At 64.2% G+C, this 21,837-nt stretch carries 25 protein-coding genes; 13 read left to right on the top strand and 12 right to left on the bottom strand.

All coding sequences use genetic code 11. The features are described 5' to 3' along the window. Positions 1–193: 193 nt before the first annotated feature. The 4 genes from cysE to HUK84_RS01945 all read right to left on the bottom strand — a co-directional run bounded on the left by cysE (position 194) and on the right by HUK84_RS01945 (position 3,340). On the bottom strand, positions 194–1,051 hold the full coding sequence (gene cysE, locus HUK84_RS01960; protein ID WP_176638718.1) for a serine O-acetyltransferase: 858 nt from the start codon (positions 1,049–1,051) through the stop codon (positions 194–196). Positions 1,052–1,128: 77 nt separating this feature from the next. After that, positions 1,129–2,757, bottom strand: a complete 1,629-nt coding sequence (groL, locus tag HUK84_RS01955; RefSeq protein ID WP_176638717.1) for a chaperonin GroEL — start codon at positions 2,755–2,757, stop codon at positions 1,129–1,131. A gap of 25 nt (positions 2,758–2,782) precedes the next feature. Beyond that, entirely contained in the window at positions 2,783–3,082 is a 300-nt protein-coding gene (locus HUK84_RS01950) for a co-chaperone GroES (protein WP_218064150.1), read from the bottom strand. Between the two features lie 36 nt (positions 3,083–3,118). Continuing rightward, positions 3,119–3,340, bottom strand: a complete 222-nt coding sequence (locus HUK84_RS01945) for a hypothetical protein (protein ID WP_176638715.1) — start codon at positions 3,338–3,340, stop codon at positions 3,119–3,121. 553 nt (positions 3,341–3,893) lie between these two features. Between HUK84_RS01945 and HUK84_RS01940 the strand changes: the two genes are divergently transcribed. The 6 genes from HUK84_RS01940 to HUK84_RS01920 all read left to right on the top strand — a co-directional run bounded on the left by HUK84_RS01940 (position 3,894) and on the right by HUK84_RS01920 (position 8,167). Further along, positions 3,894–4,700 carry a MetQ/NlpA family ABC transporter substrate-binding protein gene (locus HUK84_RS01940; RefSeq protein WP_176638714.1) on the top strand — a complete coding sequence of 269 codons (807 nt, stop codon included), beginning with the start codon at positions 3,894–3,896 and terminating at the stop codon, positions 4,698–4,700. Next, a complete protein-coding gene (locus HUK84_RS01935; RefSeq protein WP_176638727.1) occupies positions 4,697–5,725 on the top strand; it encodes a methionine ABC transporter ATP-binding protein in 1,029 nt (342 codons plus the stop codon). Before HUK84_RS01940 ends, HUK84_RS01935 begins: the two co-directional genes overlap by 4 nt. Next, positions 5,706–6,353: a methionine ABC transporter permease gene (locus HUK84_RS01930; RefSeq protein ID WP_176638713.1), complete on the top strand. Its 648-nt coding sequence runs from the start codon at positions 5,706–5,708 to the stop codon at positions 6,351–6,353. The genes HUK84_RS01935 and HUK84_RS01930 overlap by 20 nt, the downstream gene beginning before the upstream one ends. Positions 6,354–6,426: 73 nt before the next feature. Continuing rightward, on the top strand, positions 6,427–6,792 hold the full coding sequence (locus HUK84_RS01925) for a hypothetical protein (protein WP_176638712.1): 366 nt from the start codon (positions 6,427–6,429) through the stop codon (positions 6,790–6,792). Between the two features lie 63 nt (positions 6,793–6,855). Further along, complete coding sequence (locus tag HUK84_RS22790; RefSeq protein WP_218064149.1) at positions 6,856–7,362, top strand: thioredoxin domain-containing protein; 507 nt, start codon at positions 6,856–6,858, stop codon at positions 7,360–7,362. A gap of 25 nt (positions 7,363–7,387) precedes the next feature. After that, entirely contained in the window at positions 7,388–8,167 is a 780-nt protein-coding gene (locus HUK84_RS01920) for an RBBP9/YdeN family alpha/beta hydrolase (protein WP_246285301.1), read from the top strand. Between the two features lie 73 nt (positions 8,168–8,240). Here the strand turns inward: HUK84_RS01920 and HUK84_RS01915 are convergent, their stop codons facing one another. Further along, the gene (locus HUK84_RS01915) at positions 8,241–9,278 is read right to left on the bottom strand and encodes an alpha/beta fold hydrolase (RefSeq protein WP_176638710.1); all 1,038 of its coding nucleotides are present in this window, start codon (positions 9,276–9,278) and stop codon (positions 8,241–8,243) included. Positions 9,279–9,583: 305 nt separating this feature from the next. Between HUK84_RS01915 and HUK84_RS01910 the strand changes: the two genes are divergently transcribed. The 3 genes from HUK84_RS01910 to HUK84_RS01900 are packed head-to-tail and all read left to right on the top strand — an operon-like array spanning position 9,584 to position 11,510. Continuing rightward, positions 9,584–10,042 carry a MarR family winged helix-turn-helix transcriptional regulator gene (locus HUK84_RS01910; protein WP_176638709.1) on the top strand — a complete coding sequence of 153 codons (459 nt, stop codon included), beginning with the start codon at positions 9,584–9,586 and terminating at the stop codon, positions 10,040–10,042. A gap of 56 nt (positions 10,043–10,098) precedes the next feature. After that, complete coding sequence (locus tag HUK84_RS01905) at positions 10,099–10,665, top strand: TetR/AcrR family transcriptional regulator (RefSeq protein WP_176638708.1); 567 nt, start codon at positions 10,099–10,101, stop codon at positions 10,663–10,665. A 47-nt stretch (positions 10,666–10,712) separates the two neighbouring features. Next, positions 10,713–11,510 carry an SDR family NAD(P)-dependent oxidoreductase gene (locus HUK84_RS01900; protein ID WP_218064148.1) on the top strand — a complete coding sequence of 266 codons (798 nt, stop codon included), beginning with the start codon at positions 10,713–10,715 and terminating at the stop codon, positions 11,508–11,510. Positions 11,511–11,765: 255 nt separating this feature from the next. Here the strand turns inward: HUK84_RS01900 and HUK84_RS01895 are convergent, their stop codons facing one another. From HUK84_RS01895 to HUK84_RS01885, 3 genes are all read right to left on the bottom strand, one after another. Continuing rightward, the gene (locus tag HUK84_RS01895) at positions 11,766–12,461 is read right to left on the bottom strand and encodes a VIT1/CCC1 transporter family protein (RefSeq protein WP_176638707.1); all 696 of its coding nucleotides are present in this window, start codon (positions 12,459–12,461) and stop codon (positions 11,766–11,768) included. Between the two features lie 191 nt (positions 12,462–12,652). Further along, positions 12,653–13,264, bottom strand: coding sequence for a hypothetical protein (locus tag HUK84_RS01890; protein ID WP_176638706.1), 612 nt, complete (start codon positions 13,262–13,264; stop codon positions 12,653–12,655). 14 nt (positions 13,265–13,278) lie between these two features. After that, positions 13,279–13,902 carry a DUF1826 domain-containing protein gene (locus HUK84_RS01885; RefSeq protein ID WP_176638705.1) on the bottom strand — a complete coding sequence of 208 codons (624 nt, stop codon included), beginning with the start codon at positions 13,900–13,902 and terminating at the stop codon, positions 13,279–13,281. 177 nt (positions 13,903–14,079) lie between these two features. On the opposite strand from HUK84_RS01885, the gene zigA reads away from it, so the two are divergent. After that, positions 14,080–15,300 carry a zinc metallochaperone GTPase ZigA gene (gene zigA / locus HUK84_RS01880; RefSeq protein WP_176638704.1) on the top strand — a complete coding sequence of 407 codons (1,221 nt, stop codon included), beginning with the start codon at positions 14,080–14,082 and terminating at the stop codon, positions 15,298–15,300. Positions 15,301–15,444: 144 nt separating this feature from the next. Here zigA and HUK84_RS01875 read toward each other — a convergent pair whose 3' ends face one another. Both HUK84_RS01875 and HUK84_RS01870 read right to left on the bottom strand, forming a co-directional pair. Further along, positions 15,445–16,062: an FMN-dependent NADH-azoreductase gene (locus tag HUK84_RS01875; protein ID WP_176638703.1), complete on the bottom strand. Its 618-nt coding sequence runs from the start codon at positions 16,060–16,062 to the stop codon at positions 15,445–15,447. A gap of 38 nt (positions 16,063–16,100) precedes the next feature. Beyond that, positions 16,101–16,889 carry a DODA-type extradiol aromatic ring-opening family dioxygenase gene (locus tag HUK84_RS01870; RefSeq protein WP_176638702.1) on the bottom strand — a complete coding sequence of 263 codons (789 nt, stop codon included), beginning with the start codon at positions 16,887–16,889 and terminating at the stop codon, positions 16,101–16,103. A 78-nt stretch (positions 16,890–16,967) separates the two neighbouring features. On the opposite strand from HUK84_RS01870, the gene HUK84_RS01865 reads away from it, so the two are divergent. Continuing rightward, entirely contained in the window at positions 16,968–17,870 is a 903-nt protein-coding gene (locus tag HUK84_RS01865) for a LysR family transcriptional regulator (protein WP_176638701.1), read from the top strand. A 47-nt stretch (positions 17,871–17,917) separates the two neighbouring features. On the opposite strand, the gene HUK84_RS01860 is transcribed toward HUK84_RS01865, so the two are convergent. After that, entirely contained in the window at positions 17,918–18,673 is a 756-nt protein-coding gene (locus HUK84_RS01860) for a YoaK family protein (protein ID WP_176638700.1), read from the bottom strand. A 96-nt stretch (positions 18,674–18,769) separates the two neighbouring features. Then, a complete protein-coding gene (locus HUK84_RS01855; RefSeq protein ID WP_246285299.1) occupies positions 18,770–19,363 on the bottom strand; it encodes a hypothetical protein in 594 nt (197 codons plus the stop codon). Here HUK84_RS01855 and HUK84_RS01850 point away from each other — a divergent pair. Both HUK84_RS01850 and HUK84_RS01845 read left to right on the top strand, forming a co-directional pair. Next, positions 19,322–20,890, top strand: a complete 1,569-nt coding sequence (locus HUK84_RS01850) for a pyridoxal phosphate-dependent aminotransferase (RefSeq protein ID WP_246285297.1) — start codon at positions 19,322–19,324, stop codon at positions 20,888–20,890. The two genes, HUK84_RS01855 and HUK84_RS01850, sit on opposite strands and share 42 nt — an antisense overlap. Before the next feature lie 72 nt (positions 20,891–20,962). Beyond that, positions 20,963–21,706 carry an aspartate/glutamate racemase family protein gene (locus HUK84_RS01845; RefSeq protein WP_176638699.1) on the top strand — a complete coding sequence of 248 codons (744 nt, stop codon included), beginning with the start codon at positions 20,963–20,965 and terminating at the stop codon, positions 21,704–21,706. The last annotated feature ends 131 nt before the right edge of the window (positions 21,707–21,837 follow it).

Here is a 21,837-nt window from a genome sequence, read left to right as displayed (position 1 = left end):
CAGAGCATCCCGCCCTCAACGATATGAACATTAATTTTCAATGCGTATATTGAATTTGGCAAATTAACCCAATGAACATATTAAAATTAATACTTTTGGAAGCTTAATAATTAAGCTTCATTTTTCATCGCCTGGAGTTTTTCATCATTGTCTATGCCTGAAATCGTCCGAAACGCTTATATTTCCGGCAATATCAGATCACGTAATCGGGCAATGCCTGATCCATGGTCAAGGAGGGCAGTTCCTCGTGGCGCGTGCCGACGGCGCGTGCCGGGTTGCCGACGACGGTGGTGAAGGGCGCGACGGGTTTCAACACGATCGAGCCCGCCCCGATTTTCGCACCCTCGCCGATCTCGATATTGCCCAGCACCTTCGCGCCGGTGCCGATCAGCGCGCCGCGCCGCACCTTGGGATGGCGGTCGCCACCTTCCTTGCCCGTGCCGCCCAGGGTGACGTTCTGCAGCAGGGCCACATCGTCCTCGATCACCGCCGTTTCGCCGACCACGATGCCGGTGCCGTGGTCGAACATAATCCGTTGTCCCAGACGCGCGGCGGGGTGAATGTCCACCGCGAACAGTTCCGATGTCCGGCTTTGGATATAATGCGCCAGCGGCTTGCGGTTTTCATGCCACAGCCAGTGCGCGACCCGATAGGACTGGATCGCATGGAAGCCCTTGAAGAACAGGAACGGCACCAGATGGTCGGTCGCCGCCGGATCACGCGCACAGATCGCCGCCAGATCGGCCACCGCCATGTCGACCGCCTGCGGCCGGAGACGCTGGAAATCCCGTATCAGCGCGAAGATCGTGGCCTTGCGCACCAGATCGCTGCTGAGCTTGCGTGACAGCAGGAACGCCAGGGCGGTGGCAAAATCCGGCTGGTCGAGCACGGCCGGCCGCGTCAATTCCCGCAACACGGGATCGCGATAAGTCCGCGCCTCGCCTTGCATAAGGTCCCATATGCCCGCCGCCGTGGCGGACGGAGGCGATACGGCGGCGGCGGATCCGCCGCGCGCAAGATAGGTGTGCAGGCTGGTGACGTGCGCGGTCATCCCGTCTTTTCACTCTATCATGACATGGATACATGGATCGCGCCCGGACGCGGCCCGGGCGCGGCCATATGCTTCGCTCAGTATCCCAGTTCTGCGCCGGCCGGTCCGGCCGCCGGCGGCCTGGGCTCGGCCTTCTCGGTCACCAGCGCCTCGGTGGTGATCAGCAGACTGCCCACCGACGATGCGTCCTGCAATGCGGTGCGCACCACCTTGGTCGGATCGATGATACCGGCCGCCACCAGGTCCTTGTATTCGCCGATCTGGGCATCAAACCCGTAATTGTAATCGGCGGCCTCCAGAACCTTGCCAGCGACCACCGCGCCGTCCTCGCCGGCATTCTCCGCGATCTGCCGCAGCGGCGCCTGCAACGCCTTGCGCACGATCTCGCCGCCGATGCGCTGGTCCTCGTTATGGAAATGCAACTTGGCGATCACCGATGTGGCCCGTGCCAGCGCCGTGCCGCCGCCGGGCACGATCCCTTCCTCCACCGCGGCCCGCGTCGCGTTCAGCGCGTCATCGACACGGTCCTTGCGCTCCTTCACCTCGATCTCGGTCGAGCCGCCGCCCCGGATGATGGCGACGCCACCCGCCAGCTTGGCCAGACGCTCCTGCAGTTTCTCGCGATCGTAGTCCGAGGTGGTTTCCTCGATCTGCGCGCGAATCTGTGCCACACGCCCCTTGATGGCATCGCCGTCGCCCTCGCCGTCGACCAACGTGGTATTGTCCTTGTCGATCACCACCCGCCGCGCCTGGCCCAACTGGGCCAGCGTCACGTTCTCCAGCTTGATGCCCAGATCCTCGCTGATGACCTCGCCACCGGTCAGGATCGCGATATCCTCGAGAATGGCCTTGCGCCGGTCACCGAAGCCGGGCGCCTTGACGGCCGCGATCTTCAGCCCGCCGCGCAGCTTGTTGACCACCAGCGTCGCCAGGGCCTCGCCTTCCACATCCTCGGCGAGGATCAGCAGCGGACGCCCGGATTTGACCACGCTTTCCAGCAGCGGCAGCAACGGCTGCAGCGACGACAGCTTCTTCTCGTGGATCAGGATATAGGGATGCTCCAGGTCCGCGATCAGCTTCTCGCTGTTGGTCACGAAATAGGGCGAGATATAGCCGCGATCGAACTGCAGCCCCTCGACCACGTCCAGTTCGGTCTCGAACCCCTTCGCCTCCTCGACCGTGATCACGCCGTCCTTGCCGACCTTCTGCACGGCGTCCGATATGATCCGGCCGATCTCGGTATCGCCATTTGCCGAAATGGTCGCGACCTGGGCGGTTTCCGCCTTGGTCGCGATCGGGCGGGTGTGGGACCGCAGATCCTCGATCACCGAAGCCGTGGCATGGTCGATACCCCGCTTGATGTCCTGCGGGTTGAAGCCCGCCGCCACCGATTTCAGCCCCTCGCGCACAATCGCCTGCGCCAGCACCGTCGCGGTCGTCGTGCCGTCGCCGGCCAGGTCGTTGGTCTTGCTGGCGACCTCGCGCAGCAACTGCGCACCCAGATTCTCGAACCTGTCGGACAACTCGATCTCCTTCGCGACCGACACCCCGTCCTTGGTGATCCGTGGCGCGCCGAAGCTCTTGTCGATCACCACGTTGCGGCCCTTGGGGCCCAGCGTCACCTTCACCGCGTCGGCGAGGATATCGATCCCCGCCAGCAGCCGTGCCCGGGCATCCCCCGCGAATTTGACGTCCTTGCTGGCCATGATGCCTCTCCTTGTTCCCTGAATCTTACCGCGCGTCGCCGACGATGCCGAACAGGTCGGATTCCTTGGCGATCAGCAGATCCTCGCCACCGATCTTCACTTCCGTGCCCGACCATTTTCCGAACAGGACATGATCGCCCTCGCGCACCGCCAGCGGCACGACCTGGCCGTGCTCGTCCCGCGCGCCGGGCCCGACCGCCACCACGACGGCCTCGACCGGCTTTTCCTGCGCCGTGTCGGGAATGATGATGCCGCCCGCCGTCTTTTCGGCAGGAGAAATACGCCGCAGGACCACACGGTCATGCAGGGGACGAAATCTGCTCATGTTCAAACCTTTGAATTTTCGGCCTATCGAATCGGTCTATCGAACCTGGCGGCCATCGCCATCGGCCGACCAGACGCGTGCACGCCGGAACCGCCACGCCGCTTGGCGCGTCAGGTCATCCGGTTCGGCCAGGATGTGATTATGCAGGGGGCGCACGCTGTCATGCGCGGCGTAGAAACGCCGCGTCTTGCGGTCGCTTTCCAGGATCACGGCACCCAGGAACGTGCCGTCGATTTCGACGATATGGGATTCAAGCATGGTTGCTGCCTCTCGCTCCGCTTGCGCGGACCTCCGCCGGCAGCATCGACCGCCGGCGATCCTATCGGGCGGGCACCGGCTTCATATGGCCGGCGCACGCTGCGCTACATCGGTCGATGCGACACATTCGCGCGCTGATACGGGTCATCAGGCTCCGCCCTTGGATTGAGGCGCCACAATGGCGGCCAAACCCACGATCGCAGGGGCATCGCCTCACGTCAAGACAATATAATCATTTAAGTTCGTTATATGTAGAATTCACGTCCAACAACGAATCGCAATCGAAAGGCGGAGCGAATTCAAATTATCATATTGATATTAAATGATATATTGTTCATCTCGGCGGATGTTGCAGCATCGTGCGCCCCATCGGTCAAGCCGGGCATCGCCCGATTTCTGGCGCAACCTCGCCGACAAGGGAATTTATCATACGATATTCGTGGTTATTTATTGCATACCACGATCATATATCGCAGAGTGGCTTGCATTCGCTGCCGGCCGCGCCCGGCGACCGACAAGGACCATTGGCCTGCAAAAGGATTCCACAAAGCCCATGCCGTCGTCCTTCACCCGCCGCTCCGTCCTCGGCCTGCTGGCCGCGGCCCCGCTCCCGCGCATCGCCGGCGCGACCACCCTCACGACGCTGCGAATCGGCATCATGGCTGGCGAGGACGAGGATGTCTGGCGTGCCGTGGCCGCCCATGCCGCGCAATGCGGGCTGGCCCTGAAGATCGTCCCGTTCTCGGACTACAATGCCCCCGACGAGGCCCTGGCGGAACACGAACTGGACGCCAATGCCTTTCAGCACCGCCCGTTCCTGTCCGCCCAGATCGCGGCGCACGGCTATAATATCGTAGCGGTGGGCGATACCTATTTCTCGCCGATCGGTCTGTATTCCAGCCGCTGGAAATCGGTCCGCGACCTGCCCGCCGGCGCGACGATCGGGGTGCCCAACGACCCGAGCAACGAGGGCCGCGCCCTGCATCTTCTGGAAGCCCTCGGCCTGATCACGCTGAATCCGTCCGCGGGCCTGCTGCCGACCGCGCTGGATATCGCCGACAATCCACGCAACCTGTCCGTCAAGGAACTGGATGCCGGGATCGTCGGCCGCACGCTTCCCGACCTGGACGCGGCGATCGTCAACACCGATTGGGCGTTCAAATCGGGGATCCAGGTCGACAGACAGCGGATCGGTCAGGAAACTCTGGCCGGCAATCCTTACGTCAACTTCATCGCCGTGAACGCGCAGGATGCGCATGCCCCGTGGGTCGCATCCCTGACGAACGCCTTTCACCGGCCGGACGTGCGCAAGGCGATCCTGGACATCTATCACGGGGCGATCGTGCCGGCATGGGGATGACTCTGCTGCGGGTCGAACAGGTCTGCCGCCGGTTCGGCGACCATGTCGCGCTCCAGGACGTCCGGTTCGACGTCCATCCCGGCGAGATCGTCGGTATCATCGGCCGGTCCGGAGCGGGCAAGACGACATTGCTGCGCTGCCTGAGCGGGCTGGAACGGCCGGACAGCGGACGGATCGTCATCGAAGGCCAGGACATCACCGCCCTGCCGGAACGCCGGCTGGTCGAAATTCGCCGGCGGATCGGGCTGGTGTTTCAGCATTTCAACCTGCTGCAATCCCGGAGTGCCGCCGGCAATATCGCCCTGCCTCTGGAGATCGCGGGCATGCCGAAATCCGCGCGCGCGGCCCGGGTCGCCGACCTGATCGACCTGGTCGGGCTGTCCGGGCACGAACGAAAGCGCCCCAGCCAGATGTCGGGCGGACAGAAACAGCGGGTCGGCATCGCCCGCGCCCTGGCGGGAAATCCGGCGCTGCTGCTGTGCGACGAGGCGACTTCGGCGCTCGATCCGGAAACCACGGCCGCGATCCTGGACCTGCTGGTCGATATCAACCGGCGACTGGGCCTGACCATCCTGCTGATCACGCACGAGATGGACGTCATCCGCCGCATCGCGCACCGCGTCGTGGTGCTCGACCACGGCCGAATCGTCGAGGACGGCCCGGTCGCGGCATTGCTGGGCGGGGCGAGCCGCCACGCCGTCACGCGCGCTTTCCTCTCCGAAGGCCGGCCGCGTGTTCCCGATCATGTCGTGGCGCAGTTGCGGGACGTGTCCTTCGACGACGCTCATCCGGTCGTACGCGCGACCTTCGATCCGAACGCGGCGCCCTCTCCCGTCCTGTCGGTGCTGAGCCGCCGCTTCGGACTGGACGTGACCATCCTGCAGGCGACCGCGGGCGACATCGCCCGCCGGCCGGATGCGGAATTCGTGCTGCGCCTGTCGCGGCACGATGGCGACGCCCTGGATTTCATCCGCCAGGCCAGCCAATCCATGGAGGTACTCGGCTATGTTCCGGCTGATTGCTGATCTGATTCTGCGCGCGACGGGCGAGACGCTGGAGATGGTGCTGGCGTCCGGCCTGATTTCGGTGCTCGGCGGTCTGCCGCTGGCCGTCCTGCTGATCGTCACGGCGCCGGGCGGCCTGTACCCCCTGCCGGCACTGTCCCGCGCCCTCGCCCTTGCCATCGACGCGGTCCGTGCCGTGCCGTTCATGATCCTGCTGGTACTGCTGATCCCGCTGACCCGGCTGATCGCGGGCACCGCCCTGGGGACCGGCGCTGCAATCGTACCGCTGGCCATCGCCGCCGTGCCCTATTTCGCCAGGATCGCGGAGGTCTCGCTGCGCGAGGTCGACCAGGGACTGGTGGACGCCGTGCGCGCCATGGGCGGCACGCGCTGGATGACGGTGCGCTACGTGCTGCTGCCGGAGGCGCTGCCGGGCCTCATTTCAGGCTTCACCGTAACCCTGATCACCCTGGTCGGCGCCTCGGCCATGGCGGGCGTCATCGGCGCCGGAGGCCTGGGAGACCTGGCGATCCGCTATGGCTATCAGCGTTTCAACACGACGGTGATGCTGTCGGTCGTCGCCGTACTGATCGTCATGGTCACAATCCTCCAATGGATCGGCAACCGGCTGGCACGGCGGCTGGCATGAAGCCGCCTCCGCTCTGCGTGCATATCCTGCGCATGGTTCTCTGAAATATGTCCAGAATCTGGAGTCGAAATAAATGAAAGCCAACATGTCCACTCCCCCATCGATCCAGAGGCCATCCGCTCGAACCGACCACCGGGCCGATCCGGAAAAGCGATTTGCAACCTGGATATCTTCAGATCTGGGACGGGATTTCCACTCCGTTCGTCAGGTGTGGGTGTCCAAGTTCGCGACGCAGGGCTCCATCTTCCGTATCAACGGCGAACCGCGCGACGACGGATGGTTCACGCCCGAGGGCGAAACACAAGCGCTTCGGATCGGACGGGACTGCTTCCTTTCGCGCGACGAGGCCGCGCTGGATGCCGATTCACGGCGCAGACACAAAGTCACGTCCCTGAAAAATACGCTCGAACGGATCGAGAAGCTCATCGCGTCCGATTAGGCCACGCCCTCATTCCCATCCGCTCCAACGACCCGAAACGATCCAGATTCAGGAGGCCGACGAATGGCACTGCTCCCCGGCTGGACAGCCCCGGATTTCGCCTGCGACACGACATCCGGGCCGATCCGCTTCCATGCATGGCTCGGTTCAGGCTGGGGCGTCGTCCTGACCCACTTGGACGATTACACGACGCAGAGTCTTGGCGCCGGGATGGATTGGGCCAAGACATGTGCGCGGGCGATCAAAGTGCTGGGCCTGGATTCCCCGCCCCATGAACGCCGCGCGCCGCCCCGTCCGCGCCAATCGGCTCCGTCGCCAGTGCCGCGACTTGTAGACCCGACCGGCGCCGTTCGGACTCTCTGGCGGGGCATCGCCATCGATGCCGGCCATGATGCCCCCGCTCTCGATGATGATCATGTCGTCTATTTTCTGGACCCAGCCAAGACCATACGCATGACGCTTTCATATTCTCTTTTCCAGTCCCGCGATTTTTCCGATGTCGTGTCTGTACTCCATGCCTTGGGGGCCGACCGGCATTGCGGGTGCCGCCCCATCCGGAAGGCGGCCTGACACCGGCATAAGACTGATCCGCACCATGAACCATCTGTGGGAAGCAGTGGCTCGTTACCCGGACGATGCCCCGGTCAGGGAAAATCAACCCAAAAGGGAGATATGCCCGATGCCGACACCCGGCCGTTCCAACGATGGCGGCAGCATCCAGCGCCGTCCGCTGCCCTGCCGCGAGACGACCGCTTTTTTGACCGACCCGACCGTCGCGTCCGCACTGATCGGCGCATTGTCGCCCTTTGACATCGTGATCGTTCCCGGACTCGACGGCTCCGGACCGGATCACTGGCAATCCCGCTGGGAGAGTTTTCTGAGTCGGCGCAGCATTGCCGTCCATCGGGTCGTGCAGATCGATTGGGAAAAACCGACCTATCGCGCCTGGCGTAGCGGGCTGCGCGCGACCCTGGCAAAATGCCGCCAACCGACGATCCTGATCGCGCACAGCCTCGGCGCCGTCCTCGTCGCGCGCTGGGCCAGCGAGCGCTCGAACGGGCCTGTCTCGGGCGCGTTTCTGGTGGCCCCGGCCGACGTGGAGCGGCATTGCGGAGCGGATGCCGGACGGGTCGCCGATTTCGCCCCACTTCCAACCGCCCGCCTGCCCTTCCCTTCAGTACTGGTCGCCAGCCGCAACGACGAATGGCTGGCCATACATCGCGCGCGCACCATGGCACGCCGGTGGGGATCGACGATGCTGGATGCCGGTAAGCTCGGACATATTGGCAACATATCGGGCGTCGGGCTTTGGCCGGACGGCCTCTCCGCACTTGGAGACCTGGCCCTTTCATTGTCCGGCGCTCCCGATCCATAATCGACGAGGCCGATCCGAAGCGCGCGGCCGGCTGGTGGCGGGGAGTGCTGGAATTGGAGACGAATCCTGTCCGTCACGACCCGATCGTCCGCACCGCGTCCGTAAAGGCGGCCGGCGCTTCCTGCGGCAGATTGTGACCGATCCCGCCACGGACCAGGCGATGTTCATAGCGTCCCGCAAAGCGGGTCCGATATGTTTCGGGCGCCGGGTGCGGCGCGCCGTTGGCGTCCCCTTCCAGCGTGATGGTGGGCACCGTGATGGACGGCTGCGTCGCAAGGCGCTTTTCCAGTGCGTCATATTGACGTTCTCCGTCGGCCAGACCCAGACGCCAGCGATAATTGTGGATCACGATGGCCACATGGTCGGGGTTGTCGAAGGCGCGCGCTGAACGGTCGTAGGTCGCGTCGTCGAAATGCCATTGCGGCGAGGCGAGCTGCCAGATGAGCCTGTTGAACTCCCTGGTGTTGCGCGCATAGCCCAGGCGGCCGCGCTCGGTCGCGAAATAGAACTGGTACCACCAGGCCAGTTCCGCTTTCGGCGGCAACGGCGCGGCATTGGCCTGCTGGCTGCCGATCAGATAGCCGCTGACCGACACCAGCCCCCTGCACCGTTCCGGCCACAGGGCGGCAACGATATCCGCCGTCCGCGCGCCCCAGTCGAAACCGGCGACGATCGCCCGGCGAATGCCCAGGGCATCCATCAGCGCAATGGTATCGGCCGCCAGCGCGGCCTGCTGCGCATTGCGCGGCGTGGCCGCCGCGCGAAAGACGGTCGTGCCATAGCCGCGCAGATAGGGCATGACCACACGGTACCCCGCCGCCGCGAGCACAGGCGCGACATCGGCGAAACTGTGGATGTCATACGGCCATCCATGCAGAAGAATGACGGCAGAGCCGTCCGACGGCCCCATCTCGACATATCCTATGGACAGAGGGCCCGCATCGACCTGCTGCGGCGCCGGCAGGCGGGGCGGAACGGCCGGCCGGTTGCTCGATGCCGGCGTTGCGCGGCCTGCGCGCGTAAGGCCGCCGAATTCGAACGCAGCGGCGGACGAGCCCGCGAAGCCCAGGAAGCGGCGACGGCTCGGGTCACGGAAAAGACTGTAGGTCATGATGATGAATCCGATTGCTGATGATTGGAGGACGAATGCGCAGGAATCGCCGGCACGATGAAATGGACGGTCCTGCGGTTCAGGAGAGAACGGTTCGCGCCAACCCGTGTGACGAAAGCCTGCTGGGGGCAGACGGGCCTGCATAAAGCGCGATGGTCATCCGGACGTTCATGGCATGCTATCCTATCGTATCCGATATTATCGGACACGAGTTTATAGAACCGGCGGCGTTCCGCCGTCAAGCCTTCCGATTTAATCGGATGCGATTTATATTGAGACGGGAATTGCCATAGGAGAGATGCAGGATGGATGCGCGCCCGCCCAAGCCGGACTACCCGAAACTCGCGGATTTCATGTGCTTCGCCGTCTATTCGACGAACCTCGCCTATGGTCGCGCCTACAGACCGATCCTGGAGGAACTGGGCGTCACCTACACCCAGTGGATCGCCATCGTCGCCTTGTGGGAAGAAGATCACCAGACCGTGAGCGGGCTGGGAGAGAAGCTCTTCCTCGAATCCAATACGCTGACGCCGATCCTGAAAAAGCTGGAGACCCTCGGCTATCTCCGCCGAGGACGCGACCCGCGGGATGAGAGGCAAGTGATCGTCAGCCTGACCGAGTCCGGTCGCGCCCTGCGCGAGAAGGGCGCGCAGAGGACGCTGGTCCAGGCATCGGGCCTGGAACCGGACGAGTTCCGCGCACTTCAGAAGGCCATCGTCAAGCTGCGCACGAATTTGATCCGCCATGCGGAGGCGGGGAACTGACGGGCACGGCGTCGCCATTATTGACCGATCATTCCATATCCTGCTATGCACGAGACATGGCACGGCCACAGCAATTCGATCGGGATCAGGTTCTGGACGCGGCCGTCGCCGTCTTCCGACAGCATGGCTTCGAGGGAAGTTCGGCAGCCGCGCTCGTCTCGGCAATGCGGATCGGTCGGCAAAGCCTGTACAACAGCTTCGGCGACAAGTGGCAACTCTATCAGGAGGCGGTCCGCCGTTACGCGGCGGCAGAGACCGAGGCACATCTGGCAGCGCTGCGGCGCGGCCCGCGCGCCGTTGACGGCATCCGGCATTTTCTGGAACGCGTGGTCGAAACAGCGCGGGAGACGTGCCTGGGCGTCAGCAGCATCTGCGAATTCGGAACCTCTCGCACCGATCTCGCGAAGATCCATGAATGCTTCGGCAGGGTTCTGCGCGACGCCCTCATGGCCCGAATGCGTCAGGCCCAGTGCGAGGGCGACCTGTCTTCCGATATTGATACTGGCGACGCGGCGGCCTTCCTGATCGCCACGGTCGCGGGCATCCGGGTGTCGGCCCGGGGCGGTGCCGACCGGGCGACCCTTGCCGCCGTCGCACGCGCGGCGCTGCGTGGCCTGCGCTAAAAATTTTGCCCATTATGGAATGATTGTTCAATAAAAAGGACCGGACGATGACCCCGGAGAACACCCCAGAGAACCCCGCAGAGACCCTCCATGAGATCAAGGAAACATTCGCGGCCACGCCCGACCGGAGCCGGGTGGCCATGGTGTTCGGCGGATCGCGCGGCATTGGCGCGGGGCTTGCCCGGCGGCTGGCGCGGGACGGATTTGCCGTCGGCCTGACCTATGTATCCCGGCCCGAGCAGGCGCAAGAGGTGGCGGCCGCGATCCAGGCGGATGGGGGCCGCGCGCTGGCCGTCCGGGCCGACAGCGCCGATCCTGCTGCACTGCACGCGGCGGTCGAACAGGTCGTCTCGCATTACGGCCGCCTGGACGTCGCCGTGGTCAATGCCGGCGTGCTGAAGCTGGCGCCGTTGGAGCGGATGAGTCTGGACGATCTCGATCTTTGCCTCAACGTCAATGTGCGCGGCGTCGTGCTCGCCGTTCAGGCCGGCGTCGCCCGGATGCATGACGGTGGGCGCGTCGTGACCATCGGCAGCATTGCCGCGATCCGGCCGATCGCGCCGGGCAACAGTATCTATGCCATGACGAAGGCGGCGGTGGCGGCGTTCGTGCAGGGGGCGGCACTCGACCTCGCCCGGCGCGGGATCACGATCAACAACATCCAGCCCGGCCCGATCGAAACCGACATGACCGACGGCATGGCGGACCATCTGGTCGCCCGAATGCCGCTCGGCCGGATGGGACGTCCGGACGACGTGGCGGCACTTGCGTCCTACCTCGCCGGCCCCGCTTCGTCCTTCATGACCGGCGCAAGCGTGACGATCGACGGAGGCTTCATCCTTTAGATTTCCTGATTACACCCGGACCACGTCCGAATTTGATCGATCAGGGCGTCGAGGCCGGCCGGCGAAACCGGAGGCAAGGCATGCGCCGCGGGTCTCGCGGCGTTTGCGACGTCGGCGCGCCATGAATTCCGCCGCCGCGACGAGGGCATAGCGCGGGCGCGGGCCGACAAACGTGAATGCCATGTCGCTCAGGCCATGCTGGCTCCTGTCGATCCGGCCCGGCCACCGCTTCGCCTGGCCCTGGGCAGCGATGCGCTACACACCGAACAGCCGGCCGATGCCGCCCGTGACCAGCATGGCGATAATGCCCCAGAACGTCACCCGAAGCGTGGGCCGCACCGGAGACGCGCCTCCGGCCACCGCACCGACAGCCCCGAGAACGGCCAGCACGACGATCGAGACCAGGGACACGCCCCATGACACGTACGGTTCCGGCGTAAGCACGGCGGCCAGGACGGGCATCACCGCACCGGACGAAAACGCCGCCGCCGAGGCGAACGCCGCCTGGAGCGGGCGCGCCGCCGTGGCATCGAACAGCCCGAGTTCGTCGCGGGCATGCGCGCCCAGCGCGTCGTGCTTCATGAGTTCGGTCGCCACCGTACGGGCCAGCGCGTCGTCCAGCCCCCGCTTGCAATAGATCCCCGCGAGTTCATCGATTTCGCTGTCCCAGTCCGAGGCAAGCTCCTGCTTTTCACGCGCGATGTCGGCCCGTTCCGAATCCGCCTGGGAACTGACCGAGACATATTCGCCCGCAGCCATCGACAGGGCGCCCGCCACCAGCGCGGACAAGCCGGCGATGAGAATGCTGCCGCCCGACGCATGGGAACTGGCGACGCCGACGATAAGACTGCCGGTCGACAGCGTCCCGTCATTGGCGCCGAGCACGGCGGCACGCAGCCATCCCAGCTTCTCGACGGCATGACGCTCGGTATGGGAACGGAGACGTGACATGAATGCATCCATGATGGCAGATGGCCGGCCTCGGGATCATGACCGGGAACGGGCGTGACGCGATCGCAAATCCCACATAGCATGCTCTGAAGCCCGGCATGGATAGGTCCGCGAAAAGACCGCCCGAGCCCCATCGGTCAGGCCGCATCCCCTCCCGGGCCCGCCCCCGGGGTTCTGCGATGCGTCGGCCCTCATGAGCGAGCGGCTTCAAACATAGCAGGGATCTGGATGACCATCTCGATGCATGCTGCAGGCGTCGTATCAGGGACCCAGGTCCGGCAATGGATGGCCATGGCGGGAGGCGCGGGTTTCATGAGCGCGATCGAGAAGGGTGACAGGCTGCTGACGAGCGGCCCTGTCGGAGACTGGCCGGAGATCCACTCGACGGCGCCGGCACCATAGCAGCAGACGATCTGCAATTTCGAAGCCGGCACGGGCTGCAGGACCTCGCCCGGCTGAACCACGCGCAATGAGAAACGCTGCCGCACGGAGCCGCCCAGAGCCGCCGCCATCGATGCGTTCTGTTCCGCGTCCTTCACAAGGAAGGACGGCCACCCGCACCGGGTCGCCGGGTGCTTCAGCGTGCGCAGGACGTCATCCAACGTGCCGTCGATCCGAATTGGCGCCGGCCGGCCCGTGAAGGCGACGCTCGCATCCAACCAGTCGTCTGGCACCATCCGGCCCCATACGACGATGTCCAGGTCCGGATGGATAGCGTCCATCAGGATGCTCGGGTCGGCCGATGCCCTGACACGCGGAGCCGGCACCAGGGAGGAACCTGGCCAGCTTTCGATGACGAACATGGTGGCGGCTCCGCTCACGTCACGATCGTGGGATTGGCGTCATCCATCATGCCGCAGGCATCCGGTGCGTCGATCGTCAGCAGCAGCCGGACACGTTCGGCTTCCGGCCCATGAGACAAAGGTGGAGAGCGGTGCAGCACGCCCTGTCCATCGCCGCCCGGCCAGGCACTGCCCTTGAGAACGGCGATGTCGCCGGTGCCAATCTGGCGCATGGACGCCGGGTCGATCTCCGCGTGCGGCATGCGATCGGCCGGATGTGAGGGCACCCATTGCGTCCCCGGCCCCACATAGGTGCACAGCAGGCGCAATCCCACGCGATCGACATGGAATCTGCGGCAGGAATCGGTGGTAATGCGTTCCAGCCGCAGCCGGACCTCCGTCAGCCCGGCGAGGGTCCGATAATCCGCCGCCAGCGCCAACGCGTCATCGAGCAAAATCCGTGCATCCGCCGGCATACGAGGGGCCAGCAGGCGACCGAGCCGGTCGGGCGTCCCGCGTGCCAGTATCAGGCGTGGTCCATGCGCAAGCATGATTCGCGCCGCGGCGCTGTGCGCCGCCGACAACGCGCGTGGCCTGACGGCGATCACACGATCCGGCACGAGGATCGCCCGCAAAGGATCGATCTCGGGCAGAAGCATGCGAGAACGGGTCGGACAAGGAGAGTCGATCATCATCGGGCCGGAAGCAAGGAGAAGAGGGAGCAGCGCAGGCACGCCGCACGTCGGCATTGTTATGTTATAATATTTCATTTAGGAAGAGGTAAAGCCGCTCCGCGAAGGCTGCGATGCCATGCGGACACAGCCAAGGACTCCCTGATGGACAGCAGACTGCCCGTTACCGTGCTCTCCGGCTTTCTCGGCGCCGGGAAGACGACCCTTCTCAACCACATTCTGAACAACCGCGAGGGACGGAAGGTCGCCGTCATCGTCAACGATATGAGCGAGGTGAACATCGATGCCGACCTGGTGCGCGAAGGCGGCGGCAACCTGTCCCGCACGGATGAGACCTTGGTGGAAATGACCAATGGCTGCATCTGCTGCACGCTGCGCGACGATCTGTTGCAGGAAGTCCGGAAACTGGCCGGAGAAGGGCGGTTCGACTACCTGCTGATCGAATCCACCGGCATTTCCGAACCTCTGCCCGTCGCCGCGACGTTCGAATTTCGTGACGAGGCCGGCGAGAGCCTGAACGACGTTGCGCGGCTGGACACGATGGTCACGGTCGTGGACGCGGTGAACCTGCTGCGCGACTATGCCTCGACCGACTTCCTGCGCGACCGGGGCGAATCGCTGGGTGCGGACGATGATCGTGCGATGGTCGATCTGCTGGTGCAGCAGATCGAATTCGCCGATGTGGTGGTCCTGAACAAGATCGATACGGCCACGGCGGAGCAGGCCGACGCGGCCCGCAAGATCGTCCGGGCCCTGAACCCGGATGCCGATCTGATCGAGACCAGCCAGAGCCGGCTCGACCTGGGGCGGGTGCTGGACACACGCCGTTTCGACTACGAGAAGGCGCACGAGCACCCGCTATGGTACAAGGAACTTCATGGTTTCGCGGATCATGTTCCCGAAAGCGACGCATATGGCATCAGCAGCTTCGTCTATCGTGCGCACCGTCCCTTCGACCCGGCGAAATTCCACCATTTTCTCGACATGTCATGGCCTGGGGTCGTGCGCGCGAAGGGATATTTCTGGCTGGCCACCCGTCCTGACTGGGTCGGGGAACTGAGCCAGGCCGGCGCGCTCGTGCGCAATCAGGCAATGGGCTTCTGGTGGGCCAGCGTGCCGAAGGATCGGTGGCCCGATGACGCAGCCTGGCGGGAGATGATCCTGGATCGTTGGGATCCGGTCTATGGCGACCGGCGGCAGGAAATCGTGTTCATCGGCACCGGCATGGATGAGACCGCGATCCGCATGGCACTGGATGCCTGCCTTGTCGCGGCGAAGACAGGCACCCGTTTCGATCCGTCGCACTATGCCGGTCTTCCCGACCCCTTCCCGGCCTGGCAGCAATCGACCTCCGTCGTGGACTGACAGTTTGGGTGAGCACGAGTCTCCAAGCCCGGTGTTTCCTATCCGGATAGGAGCGGAAGCAAGACTGTCGGGCGAGATTACGCGAATGGCGGGCATGGATCTTGACCCTGTCCGCCGATCATCTTCTCCCGAGCCGCGGCAATCTTACCGATCCAGCCGAATGTCGATCTGCGTGCGCAAGGGCGCCAGGAAATCGTCCCGGGAGATCTCGCCGAGATCGACGGCCTTGGCCCCGCCGGCCGCAATGACGGAGACATCGTCGATCCCGATCACATTCAGGATCAGCTTGAGATAGTGGGTTGCGACGTCACGGTCGCGGATCGGCGAGCCTTCCGTATAGACGCCGCCCGACGCCACAAGGACGGTTGCCCTCTTGCCCGTCACCAGCCCTTCGCCCCCGAAGCCCAGCGTGTGGCCCTTGCGCACGATATGGTCCACCCAGGCCTTGAGATTGGCCGGGATATTGTAATTGTAGACCGGTGTCCCGATCACGATGTGATCCGCCGCCAACAGTTCGGCGACAAGTGCGTCGGACAGGCGCAGTGTTTCGCGCATCTCCGGCGAATGCCGCTCGGACGGCGTGAAGTAGGCGGCGAGCCAGGACGCATTGACGAACGGCAGGTCCGTGGTCGTCAGGTCGCGCGCAACCACCGTACCGTCGGGGTGTTTGGCGCGCCATTTTTCGACGAACGCAGCCGTCAGGTTGCGTGAGATCGCAGACTTGCCGCGCGGGCTGGCTTCGACGACGAGGAGACGAGGCATGGCAATTCCTTTATCGTGGTCCGTGAGGTCTTCCGGTTTCAGCCAAAGCGGAATCCGGAGATCGGTTTGCCCAGGGCATGGCCGTGGAAATCGACGACGCCCGGCTCGCCGGTCGCAGCACCCGCGACGACCATGAGCGGCAGAAGGTGGTCCTCATGCGGGTGCGCATCGCGCGCACCCGGCGCCGACGCCCAATGGGTCAAGGCGGCGTCGCGGCCGTTTGGATCGGTCACGACGTCGCGCAGCCACGCATCGAACGCCTCGGCACCCCGATCGGGGCCGCGCCCGAAAAAGCGACTCATGTTGTGGTAGCTCTGGCCGCTGCCGACGATCAGCACGCCCTCGCGGCGCAGCTTGGCCAGGGCACGGCCGAGCGCGAGATGAAACGCCGGATCGAAGTCCCGCTGCATCGATACCTGTACGACGGGCAGTTCCGCCTCCGGCATCATGACCTTGAATGGGACGAACACGCCGTGATCGAACCCGCGCCGTGTCTCCGTGCCGCTGGCAATCCCCATCTCTGCCAGGCCCGCACGTATCCGCCCGGCGAGAGATGGCGCGCCCGGCGCCGGCCATGTCAGGTCGTAGGTATGCGGGGGAAACCCGGAATAGTCGTAGAGCAGCGGCGGGGCGGCGCCGGCATTGACGCTCGGCACCCGCTCGGCCCAGTGGCCGGAGACCACGACGATAGCCGAGGGCTTCTCGCGCAGTCGGCTCATGAAGCCGCGAAGATAATGTTCCAGCGCGGACCAACTGTCCCGCATCGGCCCCGGATCGAGGAAGAAGCAGGGACCACCGCCATGATTGATGAAGAATGTCGGTTGCATGGCGGCAGGCTACCGGCACACGCTTGGCCTGTGGAAGCGATCAAAATATGATCATCTCCATCTCTTTTGGAGATGGAGATGATCGGCAGTCTGACCCTCGACCAGTTGCGCGTGCTGGTAGCCATTGCGGAGACCGGCAGTTTTTCGGCGGCCGGGCGCAGGCTTGGCCGCGTCCAATCGGCCATCAGCCAGTCGATCCTGGCCCTGGAAGGCGCACAGGGGGTCGTTCTGTTCGATCGCAGCAGGCATCGGCCGATTCTGACGGAACAGGGGCGCGTCCTGGTCGATCAGGCCCGCCTCGTGCTCGCGGGCGCCGCGCGGTTCGCGGCGGTGGCCGCCGGCATGCACGCGGGCATCGAGCCGGAATTGACGCTGGTGATCGATCCTCTGGTGCCGAGCGAACCCCTGGTGAAAAGCCTGCAGGCGCTGCAGGTTCAGTTTCCGGATCTGCCGGTGCGTTTTCAGGCCGAGCTTATCGGCGGCGCAGCGCGGCGCTTGCGGGCACGCGACGCAGCCGTTGCGATCTGCCTGTTGTTGCCGGTCGTGCCGCCGGACCTGACTGCATACCCCCTGTCCACGCTGGACCTCGTCCCCGTGGCCGCGCCGCATCATCCGCTCGCGGGGGCCGGCCGTCCGCTGGATCGCCACGATCTCGCGCCGCATGTGCAGCTCGTCCTCTCCGACCCGAACGCGGAAGACGGGCGGGAATACGGTATCGTCAGCAACAGGCAGTGGCGCTTTGTCGACCAGGGGCGGCGGCTTGATTTCCTGCTTGCCGGGTTCGGGTGGTGCAAGATGCCCGCGCATCTCGTGGCTGGCCACATTGCCGGCGGACGACTCGTGGCCCTTCCGGTACGTGACGAAATCGTGCACGCAAGACCCGCTCTCGTCGTGTATGCAGCGCATCTGAGCACCGTTCCACTTGGACCCGCGGCCGGATGGCTGCTGCGCCATCTCCAGGAAGAATGGAAACAGTCGTGAGCTTCCGCGCCGGATCGCGCAGGGGTGACGCCGGCAGCCACTGATGGCTACTTGATCCGGTCAGGTTTTGCCGGGACTGCACCGCCGCCGCGTGTCCGGTGATCTGCCAATATTCCTGGCAAGGCCAGCCAGGCGAGCAACGCCGCCAGGACGAGGAAGCAACGCGCTGTCCACCACCCATAGACGAGTGCCCCGGCAAGACCGCCGCCAGCGAAGGACAGAACGATTCCACCATGCAGCAACAGTCGCTGGCGTGTCTGTGCGAGGCGCCCATGGTCGACGGGATGGCGAAAGGATTCCAGCCAATCGGCGATTTCGATACCGAAATCGGTCAACATGCCCGTCATGTGCGTGGTCCGCACGCGCGCGCCGGAGATGCGGGTGACCGTCGCGTTCTGCAGGCCCATCAAAAAACTCAGCCCATAGGCCAGCACCGGCCCGCGTGGACCCGCATGCAATGCGGTATCCAGGAAGGCCAACAGCCCGAGCAGGACGGATTCCAGCAGGATACTATAGGCATAAATCGCCTGGTGTCGGCGGCGTCGGCCGGCATTGACCAGAAAGGTCGAGAGCACGGCCCCCGCCACGAAGGCCGCGATCAGCCCAAGGCAGGATGCCACGACCATGAGATCGCCGACATGCAGGCTCATCGCCAGGGTCGACACATTGCCGGTCATGTTTGCGGAATAATAGCCGACGGCGAGAAAACCCGCTGCGTTGACCGCCCCCGCGACGGCGGCAAGCGAGCAGCCCAACCGGCGGTCCATGACGAAGGTCCGGTTTTCCCCCTCTCGGACAAGCACATGCCCCTCCTGTTGCGTCGGCTGTATGGGCTCCACAACCTTCAATGTGATGGCACGCGCCGTCAAACGCCAGATGAACTGAACGGAACCAGCGCTTCAGTTCAATGTATCGAAGAAGCGCAGGATGTAGGTCATTTCATAAAGCAGGGCAAACGTGACGAACGCCTTATGGAATTGACGATTTGCGGAATATATAGCGATGCCGCAGAGCACCATATAGAGTGGAACCCGAAACCAGTATTCGCCACCGAACATCGCGAGATGCGCATGCCCCTTGATCAGCGTGTCGATCAGGTCGAATATGATCGTCAATCCAAAGAAACCAAAGAACCATTTACGCCGGGAGATGAAGAAATCCTCATACCCGGTGTAATCGCTGATCGAATCCGGAAACAGGAAGGCGCTCAGGAAGAATAGAATGATCGCATAGAGGATCAGGAACAGGTAGACTTGGAACGTCCAGGTCGGCAGTTCGACCAGCCAGAACTCCCACCACCAGAAATGCATCAGCGTCAGGAGCAGGGTCAGCACCCAGCCGATATGCACCGGGTAGATCCGTGTCTGCCCAGGATGCTGGATGATCCGTACCAGCCCGTTGAGCAGGCGGGTCATGCTCAATCCCAGGACCATGCCCATGATAATGCGGACATGCTGGAAGATCTCGGGGGACGTCACGGACGGTATCGCCATACGGATCAGGTTCCTCGGTTGTTTTGCATTCGATGCGTGCGGTTACGGCGCTGGATTGACCATAGCCAGTCCACCGGAACCAAAATAGCCCGGACCGCTCCCGATCATGGCGAGGTCCCCGGTCATAGTTGCCGAAACGATAAACCTATCGTGCGCCGCCGCCGCTGGCGGCCGGAATCGGGCAGCCTTCGTCCGTTCCGATGGAATGATGACCATACCAAAAGTAAGTCAAACGACAGGGTTCAACGTCATCCGATCTGCTACGAGTTTACAACCGGAAAAAATGAACGGAAGCATGCAAACATGGATCTCTGGGCCGAATTTTCCAGATCCGCCAAGCTGAGCGGCATCGGCGTTTCAGAAATCATCCGCATCGGCGCAGAAGCCCGGAAGCTGGCCGAAACGCATCAGGACGTCATATCCCTCAGCGCGGGCGAGCCCGACTTTCCTACCCCCGACAATGTCAAGCTGGCTGGCATCAATGCCATATTGACCAACCAGACCCGTTACACGGCCCTTGACGGCACCGCCGAACTCAAGGCCGCGATCCGGCGCAAGCTCAAGCGCGAAAACGGCCTGGATTATGCCGCAAATGAAATCAGCATCGGTGCCGGCGCGAAACAGGTGCTCTTCAACATCCTGATGGCGACCCTGGATCCGGGGGATGAGGTGATCGTTCCGTCCCCGTGCTGGACGACCTATCTGGACATGATCCGGCTGGCCGGCGGTACGGCGACCATGGTGCCCTGTTCGGCGGAAGCCGGTTTCCGTCTGTCGCCGAAGCAACTCACCGCCGCCCTGACCTCCCGGACGCGCTGGCTGCTGCTCAATTCCCCATCCAACCCCACGGGCGCCGTCTATGGCGCGGCGCACCTCGCCGCGCTGGCCGAGGTGCTGCGCACCGCCCCCGGCGTCGGCGTCATCTCCGACGAAATCTACGAACACGTGCTTTACGATTCGGCACCGTTCGCCACGATGGCCGCCATCTGTCCGGACATCAGGCCTCGCGTGGTCATCGTCAATGGCGTGTCCAAAGCCTATTCGATGACCGGCTGGCGCGTGGGCTATGCCGCCGCCGCGCCGGACATCATCGCCGCCATGGCGGTGGTGCAGAGCCAGAGTTCCTCCAACCCGTGCTCGATCAGCCAGGTCGCCGCGATCGAGGCCCTGGACGGCCCGCAGGACATCATAACGGAACGGCGTGACGCCTTTCGCCGCCGCCGGGACAGAATCGTCGCCGGCCTGAATGCGATCCCGCATGTCCATTGCCTTCTGCCCGACGGGGCATTCTATGCGTTCGCGGACATGCGCACGCTCCTTGCCAGGCCGGAATTAAAGCGGAAAGATATTGCCGACGATACCGCGTTGTGCCGGTATTTCCTGCACGAATGCCATGTCGCTTCCGTGCCGGGATTCTGCTTCGGGGGACCGGGATATTTACGGCTTTCCTTTGCGGCATCGGACAGAATGATCGACGACGCGCTGGAACGCATGAAAGCGGGCGTCGAGCGGTTGCTGAAATACTGACGGACAAAACAACAACATAGAGCATTTCCGCTGAACCGGTGTTCAGCGGAAATGCTCCAGGAGCGGCGGACGATGGCAAGCATGATCGCACAGGGCGGACGCGCCATATATGGGGTGCCGCTCGGTATCCTGATGCTGGAAGCGCGCTTCCCGCGCATTCCGGGCGACATGGGCAATGCCGAGACCTGGCCCTTTCCCGTGCAGCTCTGCGTCGTGGAGGGCGCCACCCCCGAACGGATCGTCCTCGGCGACCCCCGCGCGTGGCTGGAACCTTTCATCGGGGCCGCGAAGCGCCTGATCGACCTGGGCGTGTCGGCCATCACGACGAATTGCGGCTTTCTCGCCCTGCTGCAGCCGCAACTGGCAGCAGCCCTGAATGTCCCGGTCGCGACATCGTCGCTCATGCAGATTCCATGGGTCAACGCGACCCTTCCCCCCGGCCGGCGGGCCGGCATCGTGACGATATGCGCCGCAACGCTCACACAGGCCCATCTCGCCGCCGTGGGCGCACCCACGGACACGCCCGTCATCGGCACCGAAGACGGCGCGGAATTCTTCCGGGTCCTGATCAAGGCCGAAAGCGAGACGATGGACGTCGCCCTGGCGGAACGCGACGTGGTGGCGGCGGCACAGGCTCTGGTGGCCCAGCATCCGGATGTCGGCGCCATCGTCCTGGAATGCACGAACATGCCGCCCTACGCCGCCGCCGTCGCCGCGGCGACCGGGCTGCCGGTCTATGACATCTATTCCATGGTCACATGGTTCGTGGCCGGCATTCGGCCGCGCGTCTTTTCCAGCCATTATTCACGGCTGTAATTTTCCGAGGGGAGCCAGGACATGGATCTGGGACTGGAGGGGCGCCGCGCGATCGTGTGCGGCGCCAGCCGCGGCATGGGCCGGGCGATCGCCGTGACGCTGGCGACCGAGGGGGCAGCGGTTACGCTGGT

Origin of the sequence: Nguyenibacter vanlangensis, assembly GCF_013376155.1 — a bacterium.
Classification (GTDB): domain Bacteria; phylum Pseudomonadota; class Alphaproteobacteria; order Acetobacterales; family Acetobacteraceae; genus Gluconacetobacter; species Gluconacetobacter vanlangensis.
The sequence above is the reverse complement of the archived record's forward strand: the minus strand, read 5'-3'. Positions and strand labels throughout refer to the sequence as shown.